Consider the following 22,455-nt stretch of genomic DNA (forward strand, 5'->3'; position numbering starts at 1 on the left):
CTTCCCGTGGATCTCGTCACCAGTACCTACAGCGCGCTCATGACGTGCTTGACGCGGGTGTAGTCCTCGAGGCCGTACAGCGAGAGATCCTTGCCGTAGCCCGACTTCTTGAACCCACCGTGGGGCATCTCGGCGACGAGCGGGATGTGGGTGTTGATCCACACGCACCCGAAGTCGAGCTTGGCGGACACGCGCATGGCACGCTGGTGGTCCTTGGTCCAGATCGAGGAAGCGAGGCCGTAGGGCACGCCGTTGGCCGCCTTCACCGCGTCGGCCTCGTCCGAGAAGCGCTGCACGGTGATCACGGGGCCGAAGACCTCGTTCTGGGTGATCTCGTCGTCCTGCGTGACGCCGGAGACCACGGTGGCTTCGTAGAAGAAGCCCTCGTCGCCGGCGCGTCGCCCTCCACAGTGGACGGTGGCGTGCCCGGGCAGGCGGTCGATGAAGCCGGACACCTTCTCCAGCTGCGCGGCGTTGTTGAGCGGGCCGAACGCGGCGGTGTCGTCGTTGGGCTTGCCGGTCTTGTTGGCCTCGGCCTGGCGCGACAGGGCGGCGACGAACGTGTCGTGCACGTCGTCGGACACCAGCACGCGCGTGGCGGCGGTGCAGTCCTGCCCGGCGTTGAAGTAGCCCGCCATCGCGATGGTCTCGGCGGCGGCTTCGAGGTCGGCGTCTTCGAACACGATCACGGGCGCCTTGCCGCCCAGCTCGAGGTGCACGCGCTTGACATCGCGGGCCGCAGCACCCGCGACCTCGATGCCGGCGCGCACCGAGCCGGTGATCGACACCATCGCGGGGATCGGGTGCGCTACCAGCGCGCGGCCGGAGTCGCGGTCGCCGGTCACTACGTTGAACACGCCCGGCGGCAGGAACTCACCGCAGATCTCGGCCAGCAGCAGCGTGGACGCCGGCGTGGTGTCCGACGGCTTGAGCACCACGGTGTTGCCCGCCGCGAGCGCCGGCGCGATCTTCCAGATCGCCATGAGCAGCGGGTAGTTCCACGGCGTCACCTGCGCGCAGACGCCCACGGGCTCGCGGCGGATGAAGGACGTGTGGCCTTCCATGTACTCGCCGGCCGCGCGGCCTTCGAGCACGCGCGCTGCGCCGGCGAAGAAGCGCAGCTGGTCGACGATCATCGGCAGCTCTTCGGACATGGTGAGCGCCACCGGCTTGCCGGTGTTCTGCGACTCGACGCGCACGAGCTCCTCGCCGCGGGCCTCGACGGCGTCGGCGATCTTCAGGAGCGCGAGCTGGCGCTGGGCCGGCGTGGTCTCCTTCCAGCTTTCGAACGCCTCCGCCGCGACCTTGAGCGCGTGGTCGATGTCTTCGGCGCTCGCCACCGGCGCGGTGCAGTACGCGCGGCCGGTGACCGGGTCCACGATTTCGAGGACCTTCCCGGACTGCGAGTCGACGAACTTCCCGCCGACGTAGTGCTTCAATTCCTGCACGCGTGCGCCTCCTGACTCTCCGTGGCAGGGTGAAACATATAACTCCATATTTCACATGACAAGGTCCTGGGGCACTATTGGCCCCAATCGCACTCCGAGACGGGTGGGCCCACGATGCGCAAGGAGATGTCGAACAGCGCACGACTGGCGATGTTCGCTCCGCTCGACCACCTCGGCCGCGCCGAGGCGGTCGCGGCCCGGCTGCTCGACGCCATCACCCTGGGTCTCCTCGACGACGCCGAGCAGCTGCCGAGCGAAGTCGAGCTGGCCGCGCAGTTCCGCGTGTCCACCGTGACGGTCCGTGAAGCGCTCGCCGTGCTGCGGCAGCAGGGGCTGGTCGAGACCAGGCGCGGGCGCGGCGGCGGCAGCTTCGTGCGCACGCCCGCATGGCCGGCGCCGAGCTCGTGGGCGCAGCGCCTGCGGCTCGTCTCGCTCGCGGATCTGCGCGACTTCGGCGACCACTACCTCGCCGTGGCCGGGTCCGCGGCCAAGCTCGCGTCGGAACGCAGCTCGCCCGAAGACCTGGACCGACTGCGCCTGACCAGCGAAGACCTTCTCGGCGCGACCGGCCCCGAGGCGACGCGCGCCGAACGGCACTTCCACCTCGAGATCGCGGCGGCCGCGCAGTCGCCGCGGCTCACCAACCAGGAGGTCCAACTGCAGGGCGAACACGGCGGGTTGCTCTGGGTGCCCCTCGACGGCGAGGACACCTGCCGCCAGTCCTACGCTGAGCACCACGCGATCGTCACCGCGATCGCGGCGGCCGACGGCGATCTGGCCCGCAAGCTGACCGAGGAGCACATCCTGAGCGCGCTCGACCGGCTCGTGGATCTGCACTTAAGCCTCGAAACGCCGTAAGCTTCGATGACCCCGCGATCGAGGTGAGCATCGTGACCGACACCCGCACGTTGACTGGCGACGAAGTCGTCGCACAGGTATCCGCGCTGGTCGAGGAGATCTTCGAGCGGCTCAAGCCAGTGCTGGCCGCGGCCGAGACGCTGCTGGCCGAGCCCGGCGGCGCCGGTTCCGGCACGCTCCACGGCATCCGGCCGCAGGTGCTGGAGGCCCTCGGCGGCCTCGTGATCGGCGCCGGGTTCGTGAGCGCGCCCCACGTGTTGTCGGACCAGGAGTTCGGCTTCGAGTGGTGGACCACCACCGGTTCGGACGACAGTGGTTCCGACGACGCCGTGCCGGAGCAGCTGTTCATCAGCCTCGACCCGGAAAGCCCGAACTTCCTCGACTACACGCGCCAGTCGTGGTTCACCGTGCCGCGCGACAGCGGCCGGCGCCACATCAACGGCCCGTACGTCGACTATCTCTGCACCGATGAGTACACGCTCACGTTCACACTGCCCGTGTACCGCGACGGTTCGTTTGCCGGCGTGGTGGGCGCGGACGTCTACGTGCGCGAGTTCGAGCGCACGGTGAGCCGGCGGCTGCGTTCGCTGGGCCGGCGCGCTGCTCTGCTCAACGCACAGGGGCGCGTGATCGTGTCGAACAGCGTCCGGCAGGCGACGGGCTCTCTGGTGCGAGAGGTCGATGTGCCGGCGTGGTGGACGTCGGGCGCGGAACCGCAGACGATGTCGGGTGGCGCGACTTTGCGCCGGTGCGGGGATTCGCCGATCGCGTTGCTCGTCAGCGTGTGATTCTCAGCGGGTGATCTCTCAGCGCGTGACCTGGAGCGCGAGCCAGAGTTCGGCCCTGGTGCCCGGGGAGTCGAGGTCCTGACCGAGGAGTTCGGCGGCCTTGGTGATGCGGTTGCGCAGGGTGTGGCGGTGAATGTGCAGCTGCGTGGCGGCGCGGTCCCAGTGGCCGTGGTTTTCGAGCCAGCAGCGCAGGGACTCCTCCAGCTCGCCGCGGCCGGACTCGTCGTGGGTGCGCAGCGGGTTCAGCAGCTCGTGAGCAAAGGCCTGGGCGGCAAGGGGATCCAGGAGGTTGAGCAGGCCCCTGCCGGCGTGATCGGCGTAGCGCAGGAGCGGAATGTCCTGGCTGCGTGCGGTTTCGGCCGCCTGCCGGGCCTGGCGCAGCGCTGCCGGGAACTCGGTGGCGTCGCCGACGCCGACATGGCAACCGCCGACTTCGGCGGCCACGGTGAGCACGCGGTCGGCGTCGTCGGTCGCGGCGACGAGGAGCGACTCGGAGTGGGCGAAGAACACTTGCCCGGCAACGGGTTCCAGGCGGTCGTAGAGCGCGGTCCGCGCGGTGGGCCGGCCCGCGACGGCGAGCACGGCCCACGGTTGCGGCGGCGCGCCCTGCACGGTGCGCAGCACGTCGAGCGCGAGGGCTTCCCGGCCGTCGGTGAACAGGTCGAGGAGGCCGGTGCGCAGCCGGGAGATCGCACCGCGTTGGGCACGATCCTGTTCCAGGGCAAGGGAAAGCAGCGAGACCGCCGTGTTCACGATGTGGCGACCGGTCGGGTCGAGTGGTTCGGTCGTGCCGACCGCGAGCGCGCCGCGCGTGTGCAAGGTCTGGAGCACGACCTCCTGCTCCCCCAGCGTGACAACCCGTGTGCCGGCGTGCAGGTCCTTGACGTCGAGCTGTTCCCCGTGTGTGCGAGCGGCTGCGGAGGAGACTTCGCGGAGGTGGCCGGCGGCGTCGAAGAGCACGACCCAGCCCTCGATGAGCCGGGCGAGCCGGCGCACGACACCCGCCGCGCCCGTCTTTCCGACGGCGGTGCGGGTGAGTTCCTGCTGGGCGCGGCCGATGCGGACGGTCGCGGCGTACTCGTCGGCCGCGACCGCGCGGGAGACGGCGCGGGTGATGGCGATGAAGGGCGTCCTGCGCGGCACTTCGAGCACCGGGAGGCCGATCTCGTCGGCGGTTTCGACCAGGGTGCGCGGCACGTGCTCGTGGCTGAGCCCGACGCCGAAGCCGAGCCCGGCGGTGCCCGCTTCGACGAGGCGGCGGACGTAGGCCTCGGAGGTCGTGTCGTCGAGGGCCAGGCCCGTGGTGAGCAGGAGCTCGCCGCCTTCGAGGAAGGCGTGCGGGTCGGTGAGCTCGGTCGGGTGCACCCAGCCGATCGGGCGATCGAGGCCGGCCTCCCCCGCGACCACGCGGAGGGCGAGCGACCGCTGTTCGGTGAGCGCGCGGAGGGTGAGTGCCATAGTGGCCAAGTTTACGCGCAGTTTTGGACATCTTGGCCAGCAGACGCCGTCGCCTGGCCGCCGCATCCTGGGAGGTGACCCAGCCCGCCTCCCAGGAGTTGAGCCCATGACCACGACCACCGAGCCCCTGGTGGCCCCGGCGCCCGTCGCGCGTCGGCTGCGCACCGAAATCCCCGGCCCGGCTTCTCGCGCGTTGCAGGAGCGGCGCACGGCCGCGGTGGCAGCGGGGGTGAGCTCGACGCTGCCCGCGTACATCACGTCGGCCGGCGGCGGTCTGCTGACCGATGCCGACGGCAACGTGCTCATCGACTTCGGCTCCGGCATCGCCGTGACGAACGTGGGCCACTCCGCGCCGGCCGTGGTCGACCGGGTGCGTGAGCAGGCGGGCCTGTTCACGCACACGTGTTTCATGGTCACGCCGTACGAGGGTTACGTCGAGGTGTGCGAGGCGCTGGCGGAGCTGACGCCGGGTGACCACGCGAAGAAGTCGGTGCTGTTCAACTCCGGTGCGGAGGCCGTGGAGAACGCGGTGAAGATCGCGCGCGTCGCGACCGGGCGGCAGGCCGTGGTGGTGTTCGACCACGCCTACCACGGGCGGACGAACCTGACGATGGCGTTGACCGCGAAATCGGTGCCCTACAAGCACGGCTTCGGCCCGTTCGCGCCCGAGGTGTACCGCGTGCCGGGGTCGTACCCGTACCGCGACGGGCTTGCGGGTCCGGAGGCCGCGCGGATCGCGATCGACCGGATCGAGAAGCAGATCGGCGGCGACCAGGTGGCGGCCGTGGTGATCGAGCCGATCCAGGGTGAGGGTGGGTTCATCGAGCCGGCGCCGGGGTTCCTGCCGGCGCTTTCCTCGTGGTGCAGCGAGAACGGCGTGGTGTTCGTGGCCGACGAGGTGCAGACGGGCTTCTGCCGCACCGGCGACTGGTTCGCGTCGTCGCGCGAAGGCGTGGTGCCGGACTTGATCGCGACAGCCAAGGGCATCGCGGCGGGCCTGCCGCTGTCGGCCGTGACCGGGCGTGCGGAGCTGCTCGACGCGGTCGGTCCCGGTGGTCTTGGCGGGACCTATGGCGGCAACCCGATCGCGTGCGCCGCGGCCCTGGGTTCGATCGAGACGATGCGGTCTTCGGATCTGGCGTCGTCGGCTCGGCGCGTCGAGGAGGTCGTGCTGCCGCGGCTGCGGACGCTGGCCGCCGAGACGGGCGTGATCGGCGACGTGCGCGGTCGGGGCGCGATGGTGGCCGCGGAATTCGTTCGCGCCGGCACCTCCGAGCCGGACGCCGACCTCACCAAGCGCGTCGCGGCGGCGTGTCACGCGCTCGGCGTGGTGGTGCTGACCTGCGGGACCTACGGCAACGTCATCCGGCTGCTGCCGCCGCTTTCCCTGTCCGACGAACTGCTCGACGAGGGCCTGTCCGTCCTCGAGCACGCGGTCCGCACGGAGGTGCGCAAGTGACTGTTCCCTTTTGGATCGCCGGCAAGCCGGTGACCAGTTCTTCGACCGCGGTCGTCCGCCATTCCTACGACGGCAGTGAAGCCGGCTCGCACTTCGTGCCGACCGCCTCGGACGTCGAGGCAGCGGTGGCCGCGGCGGCTTCGGTGGCCGACGAGTTCGCTGTTACGCCCGCGCACGTGCGAGCGGGGGCGTTGGACCACGTGTCCCGTTCGTTGAGTCAGCGGGCCGACGAGATCGCGCGCCTCATCACAGCCGAGTCGGGCAAGCCGTTGAAGTGGTCGCGGGGCGAGGTGGGGCGCGCGGTGTCGACGTTCCGCTGGGCCGCCGAAGAGGCCCGCCGGTTCTCGGGCGAGCTGCAGCGCCTGGACACGGACCCGGGCGGCACCGGCCGGATGGCCTTGGTGCGCCGGGTGCCTCGCGGACCGGTGCTGGGGATCACGCCGTTCAACTTCCCACTGAACCTGGTGGCGCACAAGGTTGCGCCGGCCATCGCGGTCGGCGCGCCGATCGTGCTGAAGCCGGCGCCCGCGACGCCACTGACGTCGTTGCTGCTGGGTGAGATCCTGGCGGAGACGGGGTTGCCGGCGGGGAGCTGGTCGATTCTGCCGCTGGGCAACGAGGAGACGGCCGCTCTGGTTCGCGATCCGCGGCTGCCCGTGGTTTCGTTCACGGGCTCGGTGCCGGTCGGCTGGTCGATCCGGGACAGCGTGCCACGCAAGCACGTCGCCCTGGAGCTGGGCGGCAACGGCGCCGTGCTGGTCTGTCCGGATTGGACGGACCTGGACTTCGCGGCGCAGCGGATCGCGACGTTCTCGATGTACCAGGCGGGGCAGTCGTGCATCTCGGTGCAGCGGGTTTACGTGCACACGGAGGTGTACGACGAGCTGGAGTCTCGGGTTTTGGCGCAGGTCGCTGCTTTGCGCACGGGCGACCCGGCTGCTGACGGGGTGGATGTCGGCCCGCTGATCAACGAGTCCGCTGCTTCGCGGGTTGCTTCGTGGGTTTCGGACGCTGTCTCCGCCGGCGCTTCTCTGCTCACCGGCGGCGGCCGTTCCGGGGCGACAGTGGAGCCGACGGTGCTGTCCGGGGTGCCGGAAGACGCGGCGGTGATGGCCGAGGAGGTGTTCGGGCCGGTGGTTTCGTTGATCCGGGTGTCCTCTGTGGACGATGGCGTCTCGCGGATCAACGCTTCGCGCTTCGGCCTCCAGGCCGGCGTCTTCACGCGCGACCTGCCGACGGCGTTCGACGTCTCCGCCCGGCTGAAGGTGGGCGGCGTGCTGATCGGCGACGTCCCCAGCTTCCGTGCCGACCAGATGCCATACGGCGGTGTCAAGGACTCCGGCGTCGGCCGCGAGGGCCCGGCGGCCGCGATGGCGGATTTCACGGAGGAACGCGTGACGGTGTTGACCGGGTTGACGCTGTAGAGGCATTTCGCTGATGGGCCGCTCATTTTTCGGGGCGGCCCATCAGTCGCCTTTCAGGTACCGACCCCAGAACGCGATCTTCGGCGGCCGCCACTCCGCGGACAGGGGCTCGGCGAACTCGCGGACGACGTAGTTCAGCAGATCGGTGCCGTAGCAGATGATGTCGAAGCCGTACATCGAAAGCACCGGGCTGCCAGTGGTGCCACGTCCACCGGGGACGTAGCGGTGGGCGTAGATCGGCACCATCGGGGCCGCCGCGCGGAGACGACGGCGGAACGCGCCCACGGCGTCGTGCGGGGTGGCCGGGCGGTTGCCCCAACGCGACTCCCAATGGCCGTCGCGGACGAGGTCGACGACGAAGTCCGTCTCCCAGTCGAGGTGGGCCCGGAGGGTGGCCGGATCGCCGTTGCGCCAGTCGGGCCAGGGCTGTTTCCAGGTTTGGCCTTCTTCGCGCGGGGACTCGACGGGGAGTCCGGTGGCGAGGAAGTCCCGGTGGTCGTCGGCGAATTCGATGTCGTACTGGGCCTCGATGCGGTCGAACTCGGCGTCGGTGAGACCCGGTTCGATGCGGCAGCAGTCCAGCGCCGCGAACAGGCCCGCGGCGCGGACGCCGAGGGCCGTCACAGGTCGGCCAAAGCGCGAGTCAGCGCGCTGTGCGCTTCGACGAGGGAGGGGCCGTACCAGGTCAGGTAGCGGCCAGAGACCAGCAGTGGGCGGAAGTCCGGGAAGAAGCCCGGGCCGTCGTCCGCCGTGAACTCGTAGGGTTCGTCCGGCAGTACCACGAGGTCGGCGGAGGCCGCCTGCAACTCGGCCAACGGCGGGCGCGGGTAGCGGTCTTCGGCGTCGGCATACGCGTTGGCCACGCCGACGCGGCGGAGGACGTCGCCGGCGAAGGTGTCGCGGCCGAGGACGATCCAGGGTTTGCGCCAGACCGGGATCACGGCGTGGTGGCGGATCGGGACGGTGGTGCGCCAGAGTTCTTCGGCGTGGACGAGCCATTCCGGTTCGTCCAGCTCGTAGACCTGGGTGAGGAGCCGGCGCAGCGAGCCCAGAGCGGCGGGCACGGAAGCGGCCGCCGCCATGACGAACACGGGGATCCCGTTGGCGCGCAACCGTTGTACGTCTTCGGGGCGGTTCTCCTCCGAGTTCGCCAGCACGAGATCGGGATCAAGCGCCAGGACGTCGTCGATCTTCGGGTACTTCGAGCCGCCCACGCGCGGAACGTCCAAATCGGACGGATGCGTGCAGTAGTCCGTGGCACCGACGAGCCGGCCGGGCGCGCTGATCTCCACGGCTTCCGTCAGCGAGGGCACCAGGGACACCACTCGCACCGGCGGGCCGGACAGCGGGACCGGTTCGCCCAGGTCGTCGACGAGTTCGGTGCTCCTCATACGCGTTCGAACGACACCTTCCGCTTGTCGACGTCCACGGCGGTCAGGCGAACGCCGATCCGTTCGCCTTCAGGGAACTTCTCGCCGGTGCACTTGGCCATCACCGGCGGGTCCTCCACGAGGATCTCCGCGCGCGTCTCCTCTGCGCGCAGCACCACGGCGGTGAACTCGCGCCCGACGCGTTCTGCCAGGACCCACGCCTCCACCTGGTCGATGCAGGCGCGTTCGACGCGGGCGGCGAGACTGTCCGAAGCGGACATCTGCAACGGCACCTCCGCGAGCGCCTCACGAACCCACGACGGCACCTCGCGCCCGGCCGTGACGGCGAGGCAGACCTCCGTGCCGAAGCGGTCGACCAGGCGGCGGATGGGCGCGGTGACGTGGGCGTACGCGCCGCCGATGCCCGCGTGAGTGGTCAAAGCGGGCAGGGACCCGTCGAAGGACGTGTAGCCGGCGCCGCGCAGAAGCCGCGTGGTGTCAGCGAAGATGGCCATCGACGAGGGCTGTCCGGGGTCCAAAGAGGACAGGAACTCCGAAACGCCGAGCCCCGCCGGCCAGGCGACGCCCACGACCGACGCCGAGCGGCGCAGCCACTCCACGGCGTCCGGCTCGGGTGGCGGCAGCGTCCGCAGCACGCCGACGCGGGCTTCGAGCATGATCTGTGCCGCGGCCATGCCGGTGAGCAGCGAGATCTCGGCGTTCCACGCGTCGACGGCGGTGCGCGGACGACGGGCCAGCGCCCAGCCGCCGTCGGGGTCGCCGCTGATCTCCTGCTCCGGCAGCTGTAATTCCACGGCCCCGCGCTGCACGGCCAGCTCGCGCCGCAGCCGGCCGAGCTCCGGCAGCGCAGCGACGGACGGGTGCGGAGTGCCCGCGTCGAGCGAGGCCTGCACGCTCTCGTAGTCGAGTTGTTCGGTCGAGCGCACCAGCGCGCGGCGCACGCGGGTGGCGACGGGCTCGCCCGCGGCGTCGACGTCGACGGTCCAGAGCACGGCCGCGCGCACCTCGCCGGGCAGCAGGCTCGCGGCGCCTTCGGACAGGACGGTGGGGTGGAGCGGGACGTTGCCGTCGGGCAGGTAGAGCGTCTGGCCGCGGCGGCGGGCCTCGTGGTCGAGCGCGCCACCGGGCGGGACGAAGGCGGCGAGGTCGGCGATGGCGTAGTGCACGCGGAAGCCGCCCTCGGTGCGTTCGACGACCATCGCCTGGTCGAGATCCTTGGCGCCGGGCGGGTCGATCGTCACGAACGGCAGGTCCGTGGCGTCCTCGCGGCCCTCGGCGCGCGCGGAGAGCACGGCGGCCTCCGCCTCGGCCAGCACTTCGGGACCGAACGATTCCGGCAACGAGAACTCCGTCCGGAGCCGACCGAAGTCCCCTCCCGACGCGGGTGTCCTGATCACGAGTGGCACCACACAACAGTATCCCGCCCGACGGCCGCCGATCGCCCGTTCGGGCGCGAGCCGCGCGGGTGTACGTTGATCCTTGCTGTAATGAAAACCATCTTCATTTTGTGAAAGGGTTTCGCCGTGAAGATCGCGTTCGTCGGCAAGGGCGGCAGCGGGAAGACCACGCTCTCGTCGCTGTTCGTCTCCTACCTGGCCGACGCCGGCAAACCGGTGCTGGCCATCGACGCCGACATCAACCAGCACCTCGCCGTCGCCCTCGGCGCGACCGAGGAGGAAGCGCTCGCGTGGCCCACACTGGGCGACAACATGGCGCTGATCAAGGACTACCTGCGCGGCGACAACCCGCGTATCCCCTCCGCGTCGGCGATGATTAAAACCACGCCGCCGGGCCGCGGATCGCGCCTGGTCACGCCGTTCGAGGACAACCCCGTCACCGACGCGTGCTTCCGGTTTTTGGGCGACGTGCGCTTGGGTGTCACGGGCCAGTTCGACGAGGACGACCTCGGCGTGGCGTGCTACCACTCGAAGGTCGGCGCCGCGGAGCTGCTGCTCAACCACCTGGTCGACGGCCCGGGCGAGTACGTGGTGATGGACATGACCGCCGGCGCCGACGCCTTCGCGTCCGGCCTGTTCACGCGCTTCGACGTGACGTTCCTGGTCTGCGAGCCGACGCTGCGCAGCGTCGGCGTGTACCGCCAGTACGCCGACCACGCGCGCGACTTCGGCGTGCACCTGGTGGCGGTGGGGAACAAGGTGACGGATGCGGAGGATGTGGCTTTTCTGCAGTCCTCGCTGGGCCCGGCTTTGCTGGGCTGGCTGGAGTCTTCGGGACACGTCCGGGCCGGCGAGCGCGGCGCTTCGCGTCCGATCGGGGAACTGGAACCGCACAACCTGGGGACGCTCGCTTCGATGCTGTCGACGGTGGACGGCGTGACCCGCGACTGGGCTCGCTACCAACGCCAAGCCGTGGACTTCCACCTGCGCAACGCGCGGGCCTGGGGCAACGGCCGGACGGGCGAGGACCTCGAGGCGCAGGTGGACCCGGAGTTCGTGTTGGGGCCGGGGGTTTCGACGTCTTTGTGAGGTTGTGGTCTGTGGGCTCCGCGGCTCGAGTGCCGGCGCATCGGTCGGGCTCGGCGCGCGGAGCCGGGCCGGGCGGCGACGTGCGCTCCGCGGGCGACATTTCAGGCCGGCGCACCGGCCGAGCCTCAGCACGCCGAACCCGACCAGGCGACGACGTGCGCTCCGCGGGCAACCGCTCAAACCAGCGCACCAACCGAGCCTCAACACGCCGAACCCGACTGGGCGACGACGTGCGCTCCGTGGGCGACGGTTCAGGCCGGCGCACCAGCCGAGCCTCGACACGCCGAACCCGACCAGGCGAGGACGTGCACCCCGCAGACAACCGCTCAAACCAGCCCACCAGCCGAGCCTCAGCACGCCGAGCCCGACCGCGACGTGCCGGCCGATGATCGTGGCCAGCCCGTGCCTCAGTTCGGCGGCAATTCCGGAACACTGAGCCGGCCCGGGCAGTGACGTGCCGGCCGGGTCGATCTGACAACTGCGGTATCAGCCCCGGTTTCGGCGGCGATTCCGGTGCTGTGGGCTGACCTGCCCTGGGCGGCGAAGTGCCGACCGAGTCTGGCGACGCAAACCGTCGCGGGCCTGCCCCGGGCCGAGATCAGGCGCGCCGGATACCGCGGGCAGACCTCGGCGGGCCGGGCCGGATGGACCCGGCCCGACGTGGCGCGCGGTCAGTCGCCGTCCCATTCGCGGTCGGCGACGTCGGCCTGCCGGTTGCGCTCGCGGGCGATGTCGAGGGCTCGGCGGGCGGTGGCCTCGTCGGGGTAGGGCCCGAGGAGGTCGATGCTCCGGCTGCGTTGCAGGTGTTCCACCTCGTGGGTGCGGGTGTTGTAGTACCAGCCGGGGTCCGGGTTGGGGTCGTCAGCCATGCGTCCAGCCTGACACCCGGCAGGTCACTTGCGCCAGCGGAACGGGATCTCGGTCGGGTCGCCGGTGGGGCCGAACTCGCCGCCGTCGGGGTCGTCGCCGTTGGGGGGTGTGGCGGTTTGCGGTGGGGTGTTGGGGTTGTCGGGGTGCTGGTCGAACCAACCGCGCACCTGGGGGATGCCGCGTGGCGGGGTGGGGGTTTCGTCGGCGGGGTGGCTTTGGGGTGCGTTGGGCCGCTGTCCGTGGGCCGTCTGCTCCGAGAACCCCAACGGCACATCCCTCACCTGCGCCCCCTCCGCCTGCCCCCGCTGCCCCGCCAGCTTCCTCTCCATCGACGACGGCTGCGGTAACCCCGGCTTCTCCCGAGCGGGCTGGTTCATCTCGGGCACCACCGGCACCACCGGCTCCTTCCCGGGAAACACCGGCGGCGCAGCGCGATACACCCGCGCCGCGGCAGGCGGCGGTGCCACCGGTCCGGTCTCCTGGCCGGGGAACACAGGCAGGGGCCGGCCATCGGGTCCTAGCGCGGGCCGCGGTTGAGGTTGGGGCAGCTCAGGCCATGGGGCGCGCACTTGCTGTTGGTTCCAGCCAGGCTGCGTGCCCGGTTGGGGCAAACCGCTTGCCGGAGCAGTCGGCTGCTGCCCCTCCGGCTGTGCACCGGGCTGCGGCAAGCCGCTCGCCGGAATCGCCTGGTGCACGCCCGGTTGCAGCGCGCCACGCTCCGGAACCGCTGGCTGCGTGCCCGGTTGGGGCAAGCCGCTTGCCGGAGCAGCCTTCTGCTGCCCGTCCGGGCCTTGCACTCCGCTCGGCTGGGGCAAGCCGCTCGGTGCTGCCTCCGGTCGCGCGCCAGCCGGTTGCGGCGGGCCGGGGTGGGGCAAACCGCTCGTTGCCGCATCTGGTTGCGGGGCAGCTGGCTGCTGCGCGCCCGGCTGAGGCGGCCCAGTTGCCGCGCCCGAAGACTGCGGCTGCGTACCGCCCGGTACAAGGCCGTCCGACTGCGGCTGGTTCCACTGGCCGCCCTGCTGGATTTGTGTTGCCTGTGCACCAGCCGGCTGTTGGTCGCTCCCCATCTGCGGCTGGGCCCAACCAGGCTGCGGCTGAGCTTGACTCGGCTGTCCGGGCGCCTGCGGCGCTTCCTGGCCCGGCTGCTCCGGCGCGGTAGTCACCGGTTGGGCTGGCTGATACCCGGAAGACTCGGCCTGCGCATCCGCCGGTTGCTCGGACGATTCGACATGCGGAGTCGGCTCGTGCGCGGGCGGTTCGGCGCTCTCGGCCTGACTCGCCGCAACGGCGAAGGCCACCTCATCCGGCCGCTGCACCTCAACCTGCGGTGGAACCTGCTCGATCGGAGGCTGCGGCTCGCTCGCGGCGGCCTCGGCGGCCCCTTGACCAGGCGACTGCGGCGAGGAATCACTGGCCACAGACGCCTGCGGCTGCTCTTCCACCAGCGGCGAACGGTCCAGTGGCTCCGCCCGTGCACTCGTCGGCTGCGCCGAAAACTCGGACGCCGACGGCTTCTGCGGGTGCACATCATGGTGCGATGGCTGGTCCGGCGACTGTGGCTCTGTCTGCGCAATCGACGACTGTGCAGAGGTCTCGGTCGCCGGAGATGTCTGCGCCTGGTCATCCGAGACCGAGTGGTCGGGCGATTGCGACTGCTCGGCCGGGAGATCCGCCGGCACACCGGTCAGAGGTGCAGGCTGCGGCTGGTCATCCGAGGGCAAGTGGCCGGGCGATTCCGACTGCTCGGCCGGGAGGTCCACCGGCACGCCGGTCAGAGGTGCGGGCTGCGGCTGGTTATCCGGCCGCGGCGGTTGCTGGGCGGCGCCGTGCGGTGGCGAAGGGGCTGCCGGTTCCTGCGGTGCCTCTGAAGTCTGTGATGGAGATTCGAGGGGATCCGGTGCGCTGGTGTTGGGGTCGCCGGCAGGGTCGGCCACTGGGGCATCTTCCGGATCGGCGGTAGTTGCCGTGGGCTCGGCCGGGATCGGTGGCGTGTCGGCAGCGGGTGGCGTTGTTACGCCCGCAGTAAGGACAGGGGCCGTTTCCTGCGCGGTCGCGGGCTCGCCGGAGGAGACGGTTGCCGAAGGGGCCAAGGGGGCCGAAGGGGCCAAGGGGGCTGAGGGTGCTGAGGGTGCTGAGGGGGCTGAGGGGGCCGAGGGGGCTGGAGAAATGGTGCCGGCCGGTGGATCGACCTGTGTGGGAGCCGGAGTCTGGACAGGCTCTGGTTCCGTGGGCGGAGCCGGCGGCTGAAGGGGTGCGGGCTGCGCGACCGGTTCCGCGGCATGCGGGGTCTCGGGCGAGATCAGGCTGGGGTCGGGCGTCTGGGCCATCGGCGGCCGGCCCGCCGGAGGAGCCGGTGGTGGCTGCGGAGCCGAGGTCCACTGCGGTTGGGTGGAGACCGGGATCTGAGCGGGAACAACAGGCACCGACGCCGAGGTGGTCTGAGCGGTCTCGGGTGCTGTGGCTGGGGCTCCAGGTGCCGCGGTGAAGCCCGGAGCGCCGGGGCCGCCGGTGTTGGCAGAGCCGGTGCCGAAGGTGGCTGTGTTCAGGTCCGGGGCACCAGTGGCGAAGGTTGAACCACCAGGGTGACCAGCGGCGGAGTGTTGCCAGCCGGTTGCGTCGGGCGAAGGGCCGTTGGGTGGCGCAGGGTGTGATGTCGGGTCGAAACCAGGGTGTGGTGGCGCGGCGGGCGGGGCCTGAAAGCCAGGACCGCCCGGGCCAGGGCCGGCATTCGAGACAGCAGGACCCGGAGCGACAGGGCTCGGACCAGCAGGGCCAGGAGCGCCAGAAACCGGACCACCAGGACCAGCAGGGCCACCAGGGCCAACAGGGCCAGAAACCGAACCGCCGGGACCAGCAGAGCCAGGAGCCCCAGGATTGCCGAGACCGCCAGGAACTTCACCCTCACCAGGGTGCGGCACCGTCCGCCACACCGGCGCCGGGCCGATGTTCATCGGCGCTGGCGCTCGCAGCGGCTGAGAAGGGGCGGGAGCGGCAGGCCGCGGCTTGGGCTTCGGAATCGGATCCAGACAGGACACCAGAACGGTCGTGTTCAGCGGGTCGTCGACCTTCCGCCCGCTCCGTTCGCGGTAGATCATCTCGCCTTCGGTGTCGATCTCGACGAGGTAGCCGGCCTCCGCGAGTTGTTCTTCGTCCAGGTCGACGAGCTTTTCGTAGCGCGAGGGCACAACGCGGTAGATCGGCCACGCCAAGGCGGCGTGTTCGGTGTGGAACTGGGCCAGCAGTGCGGCCATTTGTTGTTGCCAGGGCAGGGACATGCCCTCGGCCAGGGAGCGGGGCAGCACGACGTACCCGGGGTCGACGCCGGGCCAGCCGTGGGCCAGGTGGTCGGCCAGCGGGGTGCTCGACGCGGGGTGCGCGGCCTGCCGCGGGGGCTGAGGCGCACCGAACAACGTCGCCGGGTCCTGGGGCTCGCCCTGGCCGGGCTTGCCTCGTTTGCCGAATTTCCGTGCCACGTGTGTCATCCTCTGCCAGCGCGCGGCCGCGTGCTCGTGGACAGGCCGCGACTTCGGGTGAATCCGCGGCGCCGGTCAAGCGTCTTAGCGGTCACCCCGGTCCGTGTCAAGAGCCGGTGACTCCCGAACTCCATGCTAGACGCCGGGGCGCACCGCCTGCGGCACCACTTCGGCCTCGTCGAAGGAGAAGGGGCGCACGTGCACGGGCACGCCCGTCTGCTGGGCCTCGACGATCTTGCCGTCGCCCAGGTACATCGCCACGTGGTGGATGGTGGACGGGTCGGCGGGGTCCGTCGCGAGGAAGATCAGGTCACCGGGCTGCGCATCGCGCACCGGGAGCATCGCGCCGGCCTTGTACTGGTCCTGGGAGACGCGCGGCAGGATCACGCCGGCCGACTCGTAGGCGCGCAGCATGAGACCGGAACAGTCGTACGCGTTGGGACCGGTCGCGCCCCACACGTAGGGCTTGCCCTGCTCCCCCAGCGCGAACTTGATGGCCTGCGCCGCCGCCTGACTGGGCGGGAGCGCGGCGCCGAGGCCCTGGCCGCAGCCGGACGCGTCGACTACCTGGCCCAGGTTCTCGATCAGCACGGAAGCCATGGCTTCCCACTTGTGGTAGCGGTCGGGGAAACCGGAGCGTTCCACGGCTTGCGCGGCGTCGCCCGGGCGTTCGTTCTGCCAGTCCGGCACGGCGAGGAGCACGTCGTAGAACTTGTTGATCGCGTAGTTCGGGTCGGTGACCTGGGCGACGCTGCCCCAGTTCATCGACGGGCGCATCTGGAAGATGCCGAGCGAGTCGCGGTCGCCGTGGTTGAGGTTGCGCAAGCCCGACTCGGTCATGCCGGCCTGGATCGCCACCTGCCAGGCGCGCGGGGCGAGGCTGCGCTGTTTGCCGATGGAGATGATGAGCGAGACGATGCCGCGCTGCTCGTCGTCGAGGTTCTGCGCCTGCCCCGCACCGGTCTCCGGCTGGCCGGGCTGCGTGGGACCGATCGCCGCGTCGCACGAGGTGTTGAGGATCCCGCCGGCGGCGGCTTCCTGCTGGTCCACCACGACTTTCGTCACGGTGCTCGCGGTGAGCACCGTCGCGAAGACAGCAGCGACCAGCACCGCGACGAGGATAGCGATCTTCACCGAGTCAGCTCGCCTGGTCGTAGTCCGAAACCCGCCACCCCGCGCCCGTGTTGACCAGGGTGATGGACAGCTTCGGACCGTCAGTGGGGACGAGGACTACGACGGAACTGGTGTAGGAGGACTGGACCGTCGCGTCGCCGGTCACGCGCGTGGCCGTGATGTTCGCGGGGTCCACAGTGGACATCTGGGGCAGGAACTCGTCGGTGGTCAGTGCGCGCATGCCGTTGAGCCAGTCGGCGTTGGTGATGCCCGCCGGGTGGTTGACCCAGGCCGTGGCCCACTGTTTGGCGACGTTGACGGCCTCGGGGTTCGGTGCCGCGGACGTCGGGGTGAGCAGCGGGCTCGACAGCCGCGTCGGCAGCGTCGCGGTGGTCGGCACGGGTGCCGCGATGCCCGGCGGCTGCGACGTGGTCGTGGTGACCGAAGTGCTGCCCGGCGCGCCCGGCGTCGCGGTGGCCGGTTTGCCCATCACCTTCGGCAGCACGATGCCCAGCGCGGTGACCACGATCGCCAGGAACACGATCGTGCCCATGAGATGGCGCGGCGAGCGGAGCGGGTAGCCCCACAGGCGGCGGTAGACCGCGGCCCGGCCGCGGTTGGTCCGGATCGGCACGCGTCACCGCCCCATGAGCTGGTCGGTGTCGCGGACCTCGATGCCACGGGAAGGTCGGTACAGCACGAAAACGGGCTTGCCCGCGACCACTTCCGGGTCGACCCGGCGCGGCTGCGCGCGGATGCCCGGCGGCGTGTAGACGCCTGCCTGCTCCGGAATCGACTCCGGCGAGACGTAGCCGCGGTCCGACGAGCTCATCCGCGACGGGACGACGACGGGTTCCTGCTCGTCGCTCCAGCGCCGGTCGGCCACCGGCGACGTGTCGACGCGCCGGCTCTCCCGCGTCGGCACGCGGCGGCCGCCGACGGCGTAGTCGCTCGGCTCGCCCGTGACCGGGTTGTACTGCGAGAACACCGGCGCCCCGCCGCCGCCCGAGCTCAGCGCGGCGCGCTCGCCGGCCGACCCGACGGCGCCGGGCCAAGGCGCACCCGACCAAGCGGCGGCCGGACGCGCGGAGCGGGAACCGTTGTCGAGCCGCTGGGCGCTGGCGAAGACCGCGGCCTCCGGCCGGTAGCGCCCGCCGCCGACGGTCGCACCCATCGGACCGCGCGCTTCGCCATCGACCACGTCGTCGGTCTCGCGCACGTTCTGCCAGAACTCGTCCTGCGGCGACGGCCCGGCCTTCTTTCGGAAGCGGGAGAAAATGCCGCCGTTGGGCGAAGGCACCGCGGCACCCACCACGTTGACGGACATCTCGACCATCTGCCACAGCCGCCGCACGGGCCGTCCGACGAGGAACAGCAGCACCGTGATCAGGCCGGCGAGCACCATCTGCGTGAGCAGGTTGAGCGAGCTTCCGGCGTCGAAGATCGCCTGCAGCAGCAACGCGTGCACACCCGCGAGCACCGACAGCACGACCAGGTTGAACGCGATCCCACCGGCCACCTTCAGCACGCGGCGCAGGATGTCCGGGTGCAGCAGCGCGACGAGGCCGATGAGCGGCGCGGTGAGCGTGAACAGGCGGATCAAGACCTGCGCGAGGAGCACGGAAGCCTTGGCCAGCAACTGGAACAGTGAGTAGACGATGCTCTGGCCCAGCGCCAGGAAGCCAGCGCCGGTGCGGCCGCCGGACTCGCCGGTGAAGTAGCCGGTGGCGGGGCCGAGCTTGCCGGAGATGTCTTTGAAGGCGGCCTTTTTGGCGTCGACGACGTTTTGTTTGCCGTCGTCGCCGTTCACGAGCTGGTCGCGGGTGAACGCCTGCGCGTCGAGCAGCGGTTTGCCGAACTGGTCGGCCTGGGGCGCCGTCGGCGAACCGAACTCCCCGCGCAGCCAGTTGTCGTAGACGATCTGGGTGTGCAGGTTCGTCGGCAGGATGTCGCGCACGATCCGGTCGGAGCTCTCGTCGACGAAGCCCGCCTGGATGTTCGTGGTGGTCTGGACGATCGCTTTGTCGATCGGATCGAAGTACCGCAACATCGCCAGCGACGACGCCGCGAGCCACACCCCCGCGAGCGCGTACAGCGCCCGTTTGCTCACCGCCGCGAGGTCACCTCGCCAGATCTGGCGGAACAGCATGATCGACAGGATCAGCGCGACGAGCCCGAACAGCTGCGCGTAGATGTTGTTGTAGACCTTCTCCGCGCCCGATTTCACCGCGCTGTAGATCGGGTTCAGCAGCCCGCCCTCGAGCACGGTGTAGTGCAGCGAGTTCGTGGCGCCGACGATGTTCTTGCCGACGTTGAACAGCTGGTTGCCCGCCCACGTGTCGATCGTGGAGCTGGGCGAGGCGATGGCGGACAGCGCCGTGCAGTTGGTCTGGTAGGTGTTCCAGACCATGCCCGCGTAGCTGTAGTCGATGTACGCGCTGCCCGGCTCGCCGTGGCCTTCCGGAGGGTCGATCGCGCCGACCATGCCGGAGCCGGGACGCTCGGGGTTCGGCGACTCACCGCAGGCCGCGGCGTTGGCCGACGGCGCCATGAGCACCGTCTGCAGGCCGAGGATCGTGATGACGGCGAGCATCGCGGCCCGCCGGCTCGGCTGCCTTCGCCCGCCAGGCTTGGGGCCTTCCTTGATACGCCGCTTCAGCGCGTGCCAGCCAGCGGCGAACGACAGGACGAACGCCAGCGTCCAGACTGTGTTCACGCGGCATCCCTGCCGGTACCACCCTTGCGGCCGGCCCGGGCGTGCCGGTCCGGGGAGTGTCCGTTGGCAGGTTGTCCGTTTCCGTTGTGCACCGCACCCTCCACCTCGCCGGTCTCGGACGCGAGCGGGTCCGGCGAGCCGAGGAGCTGCTCGTCGGTAAGGCCGACTTCGAGCTCGGCTTGGAGTTCGAAGTCGTGTTCCAGCTCGTCGTCCTCCGGTGGGGTGGGGACGTAGGGGGCGGGCGCTTCCTCGTGGGGTCGCACGAGGGCCGCGCCCGGCTTGGTGTGCGCGTCGGGGGAACCCGGGGTGGTGTCCATGACCGAGCGCAGCTGGTCGAGGTGGGGGCCGGAGAAGTCGACGCGGATGCGTTCCACGCCGCCGGCGCCGTCGCCGAAGATGAACTGGCGGGGTTCCACGTCGCGTTCCGTGCCGCGTTGCGCGCCGGGCCGGCGGCCGAGCGCGGCGACGACCTGTTCGTAGCCGACGCCGACAGGCACCTTGAGCAGGCGCAGGGCGTCGGCCTGGGCGTCGTCGTCGTCGAGGCGGCCGACGAAGACCGAGTCGAGCAGGGCGACGAAGCCCTGGATCTTCAGGAAGTCGGCCGGGATCTGCGAGGACAGCAGCACGCGGACGTTCCACTTTCGCGAGTCACGCGCGAAGCGGTTCATCAGCACGCGGCCGGTCGGGACCTCGGAGAGGAAGAACGCCTCGTCGATCCAGACGCCCTTGCGTTGTTCCTTCGGCTTCTCGTACACCGACCGCTGCGTGAGCCACGCCGCGAGGTTCAGCATCTCGACGCCGAGCGACTCCGCGTCCGTCCAGTACTCGCGCGGCACGCCGTCCTTGGGCAGGGTCAGGCCCGCCATGGTCAGCACGGTCATGCGGTCGTCGCGCGTCTCGGAGTACGGGTCGGCGTCGCGTTCCGGGATGAGCAGCGCCATGCGTTCGCGCATCTCGTCGAGGAAGTCGGCGACCACGACGGCGTGCTCGTGGTGCTCGCTCGAGTCGCGGCGCAGCGCGTCGATGACCTGGCCCGGGTCGGCGTCGAAGCGGCCGCCGACGGCGCGGACGGCGCGCAGCAGCACGATCCGCGTCTGCGCCATGCGCGACACCTCGTACGGCAGCACGCCCGTGAGCACGTCGAGCACCAGGCGGCGCCGGGTCGCGCCGGCGAGCGCCTTTTCGCGCCGCCACGAGCGTTCCGGGTCGTCCTCGTCCATGAAGTGCTCAAGCAGTGGATCGGCGACCACGCGGTACGGGTTGAGGATGCCGGGCTGCGCGTTGAGCAGGTTGATCGGCCGCGCGTACGGCCGCAGCTCCGGCAGGTCGCACAGCCGCGCCAGCGGGCCCGACGGGTCGAGGATCGTCCAGTGCGCCCCGGCGCGCAGCGTCTTGTAGACGATGCCGCCGCCGAGGAACGACTTGCCGCCACCCAGGCCGGCCACCATCGCGGTGAGGCCCGAGCCGTCGCGGATCTCCTGCGCCATCCACGGGTCCCACGCCACCGGCCGGCGGGTCGCGGTCACCGTCTCGCCGAGCAGGATGCCGCGCCGGTCGCCGACCTCCGCGGTGGCCGTGGGCACGGACGACGCCGTCCACACCACCGAGCCGCGGCGCATGTACGCCGCCGACGCCAGCGGCTCGCCCGGGATGAACTCCCGCGCCATCGCGTACTGGGCCTCGGGGTGCTCGATCGCGACCTTCGGCTTGTACAGGTCGAGCAGTTGCTGGGCGAGGCGCAGCGCGTCGCGCTCCGTCGGACCGGACACGGCCAGGCGCCACCACGAGCGCACGCGGGTGGCCAGCGCGGTGAAGCCCGACGTCATCTCGTCGTCGATCTCCAGCACGCGCCCGGCCTGGCGCGCAAGCGATTGCGGCGGCTCCAGCTCGTGCTCGTCGGTGTAGTGCTTGACCTGCGAGCGGACCTTGTTCATCTGGCGCTGCAGCTCACCCGCGACCTCTTCGGGCCGGCGCACGTAGATGCGCGCGGACACCTCGACGGCGGCGGGCAGGCGGTCGGCGTGCTGGATCCACGGGTCGTCGACCTCGGGGATCTGCAGGCCGTGCATCTGGCCGACGGTGAGCACAGCAAGGTGCCGCGACACGCCAGCGTTGGACCCTGTGCGGCCACGGACGGTGACCGTGGGCGCGTACGGGTCGGCGTGGAAATCGGCTGCGTCGGTGAAGCTGGCGAGGTCCTCGGGCTCCCACGCGGCGCCCGGCACGGCCGGCATGTTGCGCGGTGCGGGCAGGCCCAGCGAGCACGAGCGGTGCATCAGCCAGGACATCTCCTCGGCGTGCACCGGCCGGCCCTCGAGGCCGGCCGTGCCGATCACCTGGTCGAGGTGCTCGACCTCGGAGTCGAGCGCCACCAGCTCGGCGTCGACGGCCTCGGGCAGGATCTTGCGCAGCACCGGGGCGGCGCGTTCGACGGCGCGGTCGACCATGCGCCGGGTCTGCACCTGGACGCCGAGGTAGACCTCTTTTTCGGCCATCGACCGGCCCATCAGCTGCTGCTGCTCGCCGATCAGGTAGTCGTCGAAGGAAAGGGCGCCCGGCACGTCCTGGGGACGGCCGACGGCGTTGTGCACGTGGGCCTCGGCCCACATGCGGATCGGGTACGGCCGGTTGGTCACGCGCAGGTGCAGCCAGCGGCCCTGCAGCTCCGCGTACTGGCCCGCGATGGCCGCGATCAGGTCGCGGCGCTGGGAGTCGGAGCGGAACGACCACCGCTGGGGCGCGAGCCGGTACCAGGCGTACACCTCGTGCCCGGTGCGCAGCAGGTGCCCGTCGATGCTGCGCGCCGCGATCGACGGCGTGTACGCGGGTATGGCCTGCTCACCGGGCAGCCTCTTGCCCGCCGAGGAGTTGTTCCTCGGCGAGGGTTGCCGGACCTGCTGCGGGGTTTCCCAGGCGCCCGTGGGCACGCTTCGATCCCGCTTTCCTCGGCTTCCGCCGCGACCGAACAACG

Annotated in this window: 17 protein-coding genes and 1 pseudogene; 5 read left to right on the forward strand and 13 right to left on the reverse strand. The window is 70.9% G+C overall.

The annotated features are described in order from the left end of the window. Positions 1–26: 26 nt before the first annotated feature. Positions 27–1,448 carry a gamma-aminobutyraldehyde dehydrogenase gene (locus tag AB0M56_RS44125; RefSeq protein WP_364187727.1) on the reverse strand — a complete coding sequence of 474 codons (1,422 nt, stop codon included), beginning with the start codon at positions 1,446–1,448 and terminating at the stop codon, positions 27–29. 114 nt (positions 1,449–1,562) lie between these two features. Here AB0M56_RS44125 and AB0M56_RS44130 point away from each other — a divergent pair, with 114 nt between their 5' ends. Together AB0M56_RS44130 and AB0M56_RS44135 are read left to right on the forward strand one after the other, a co-directional pair. Beyond that, entirely contained in the window at positions 1,563–2,306 is a 744-nt protein-coding gene (locus AB0M56_RS44130) for an FCD domain-containing protein (RefSeq protein ID WP_364187730.1), read from the forward strand. Positions 2,307–2,338: 32 nt separating this feature from the next. Next, positions 2,339–3,094: a cache domain-containing protein gene (locus AB0M56_RS44135; protein WP_364187733.1), complete on the forward strand. Its 756-nt coding sequence runs from the start codon at positions 2,339–2,341 to the stop codon at positions 3,092–3,094. An 18-nt stretch (positions 3,095–3,112) separates the two neighbouring features. Here the strand turns inward: AB0M56_RS44135 and AB0M56_RS44140 are convergent, their stop codons facing one another. Next, on the reverse strand, positions 3,113–4,552 hold the full coding sequence (locus AB0M56_RS44140; protein ID WP_364187736.1) for a PucR family transcriptional regulator: 1,440 nt from the start codon (positions 4,550–4,552) through the stop codon (positions 3,113–3,115). A 106-nt stretch (positions 4,553–4,658) separates the two neighbouring features. On the opposite strand from AB0M56_RS44140, the gene gabT reads away from it, so the two are divergent. Together gabT and AB0M56_RS44150 are read left to right on the forward strand one after the other, a co-directional pair. Then, positions 4,659–6,011: a 4-aminobutyrate--2-oxoglutarate transaminase gene (gene gabT, locus AB0M56_RS44145; protein WP_364187739.1), complete on the forward strand. Its 1,353-nt coding sequence runs from the start codon at positions 4,659–4,661 to the stop codon at positions 6,009–6,011. Further along, positions 6,008–7,435: an aldehyde dehydrogenase family protein gene (locus tag AB0M56_RS44150; protein WP_364187742.1), complete on the forward strand. Its 1,428-nt coding sequence runs from the start codon at positions 6,008–6,010 to the stop codon at positions 7,433–7,435. Before gabT ends, AB0M56_RS44150 begins: the two co-directional genes overlap by 4 nt. Positions 7,436–7,477: 42 nt before the next feature. On the opposite strand, the gene AB0M56_RS44155 is transcribed toward AB0M56_RS44150, so the two are convergent. Genes AB0M56_RS44155 through AB0M56_RS44165 form a run of 3 tightly spaced genes read right to left on the reverse strand, consistent with a single transcriptional unit; the run spans position 7,478 to position 10,223 of the window. Further along, a complete protein-coding gene (locus AB0M56_RS44155; RefSeq protein ID WP_364187745.1) occupies positions 7,478–8,059 on the reverse strand; it encodes a hypothetical protein in 582 nt (193 codons plus the stop codon). After that, positions 8,056–8,826 (reverse strand): helical backbone metal receptor, encoded by a 771-nt coding sequence (locus tag AB0M56_RS44160; RefSeq protein ID WP_364187747.1) that lies wholly within the window; start codon positions 8,824–8,826, stop codon positions 8,056–8,058. The genes AB0M56_RS44155 and AB0M56_RS44160 overlap by 4 nt, the downstream gene beginning before the upstream one ends. Next, positions 8,823–10,223: an RNB domain-containing ribonuclease gene (locus AB0M56_RS44165; protein ID WP_364187750.1), complete on the reverse strand. Its 1,401-nt coding sequence runs from the start codon at positions 10,221–10,223 to the stop codon at positions 8,823–8,825. The genes AB0M56_RS44160 and AB0M56_RS44165 overlap by 4 nt, the downstream gene beginning before the upstream one ends. Before the next feature lie 126 nt (positions 10,224–10,349). Between AB0M56_RS44165 and AB0M56_RS44170 the strand changes: the two genes are divergently transcribed. Then, positions 10,350–11,312, forward strand: a complete 963-nt coding sequence (locus AB0M56_RS44170; protein WP_364187753.1) for an AAA family ATPase — start codon at positions 10,350–10,352, stop codon at positions 11,310–11,312. A 671-nt stretch (positions 11,313–11,983) separates the two neighbouring features. Here AB0M56_RS44170 and AB0M56_RS44175 read toward each other — a convergent pair. The 8 genes and pseudogenes from AB0M56_RS44175 to AB0M56_RS44210 all read right to left on the reverse strand — a co-directional run bounded on the left by AB0M56_RS44175 (position 11,984) and on the right by AB0M56_RS44210 (position 22,453). Beyond that, the gene (locus AB0M56_RS44175; protein ID WP_364187756.1) at positions 11,984–12,181 is read right to left on the reverse strand and encodes a hypothetical protein; all 198 of its coding nucleotides are present in this window, start codon (positions 12,179–12,181) and stop codon (positions 11,984–11,986) included. A 24-nt stretch (positions 12,182–12,205) separates the two neighbouring features. Further along, positions 12,206–12,577, reverse strand: coding sequence for a hypothetical protein (locus AB0M56_RS44180; protein ID WP_364187851.1), 372 nt, complete (start codon positions 12,575–12,577; stop codon positions 12,206–12,208). Between the two features lie 2,147 nt (positions 12,578–14,724). Continuing rightward, positions 14,725–15,081, reverse strand: coding sequence for a hypothetical protein (locus tag AB0M56_RS44185; protein WP_364187854.1), 357 nt, complete (start codon positions 15,079–15,081; stop codon positions 14,725–14,727). Positions 15,082–15,097: 16 nt separating this feature from the next. After that, a pseudogene (locus tag AB0M56_RS44190) lies at positions 15,098–15,655 on the reverse strand (hypothetical protein); the annotation flags it as partial. Positions 15,656–15,790: 135 nt separating this feature from the next. Further along, entirely contained in the window at positions 15,791–16,789 is a 999-nt protein-coding gene (locus tag AB0M56_RS44195; protein ID WP_364187759.1) for a C40 family peptidase, read from the reverse strand. Between the two features lie 4 nt (positions 16,790–16,793). After that, positions 16,794–17,402, reverse strand: a complete 609-nt coding sequence (locus tag AB0M56_RS44200; RefSeq protein WP_364187762.1) for a hypothetical protein — start codon at positions 17,400–17,402, stop codon at positions 16,794–16,796. A 3-nt stretch (positions 17,403–17,405) separates the two neighbouring features. Continuing rightward, entirely contained in the window at positions 17,406–19,484 is a 2,079-nt protein-coding gene (locus AB0M56_RS44205; RefSeq protein ID WP_364187765.1) for a magnesium transporter, read from the reverse strand. Then, positions 19,481–22,453, reverse strand: a complete 2,973-nt coding sequence (locus AB0M56_RS44210; RefSeq protein ID WP_364187768.1) for an ATP-binding protein — start codon at positions 22,451–22,453, stop codon at positions 19,481–19,483. The genes AB0M56_RS44205 and AB0M56_RS44210 overlap by 4 nt, the downstream gene beginning before the upstream one ends. Between the last annotated feature and the right edge of the window lie 2 nt (positions 22,454–22,455).

Source organism: Amycolatopsis sp. NPDC051372 (assembly GCF_040682095.1).
Classification (GTDB): Bacteria; Actinomycetota; Actinomycetes; order Mycobacteriales; family Pseudonocardiaceae; genus Amycolatopsis.

What these genes read in the sequence shown, in the direction of transcription:
- AB0M56_RS44130 (WP_364187730.1), top strand. Translation starts at nt 1,563, where the DNA reads ATGCGCAAGGAGATGTCGAACAGCGCACGACTGGCGATGTTCGCTCCG.
- AB0M56_RS44140 (WP_364187736.1), bottom strand. Translation starts at nt 4,552, where the DNA reads ATGGCACTCACCCTCCGCGCGCTCACCGAACAGCGGTCGCTCGCCCTC.
- gabT (WP_364187739.1), top strand. Translation starts at nt 4,659, where the DNA reads ATGACCACGACCACCGAGCCCCTGGTGGCCCCGGCGCCCGTCGCGCGT.
- AB0M56_RS44160 (WP_364187747.1), bottom strand. Translation starts at nt 8,826, where the DNA reads ATGAGGAGCACCGAACTCGTCGACGACCTGGGCGAACCGGTCCCGCTG.
- AB0M56_RS44175 (WP_364187756.1), bottom strand. Translation starts at nt 12,181, where the DNA reads ATGGCTGACGACCCCAACCCGGACCCCGGCTGGTACTACAACACCCGC.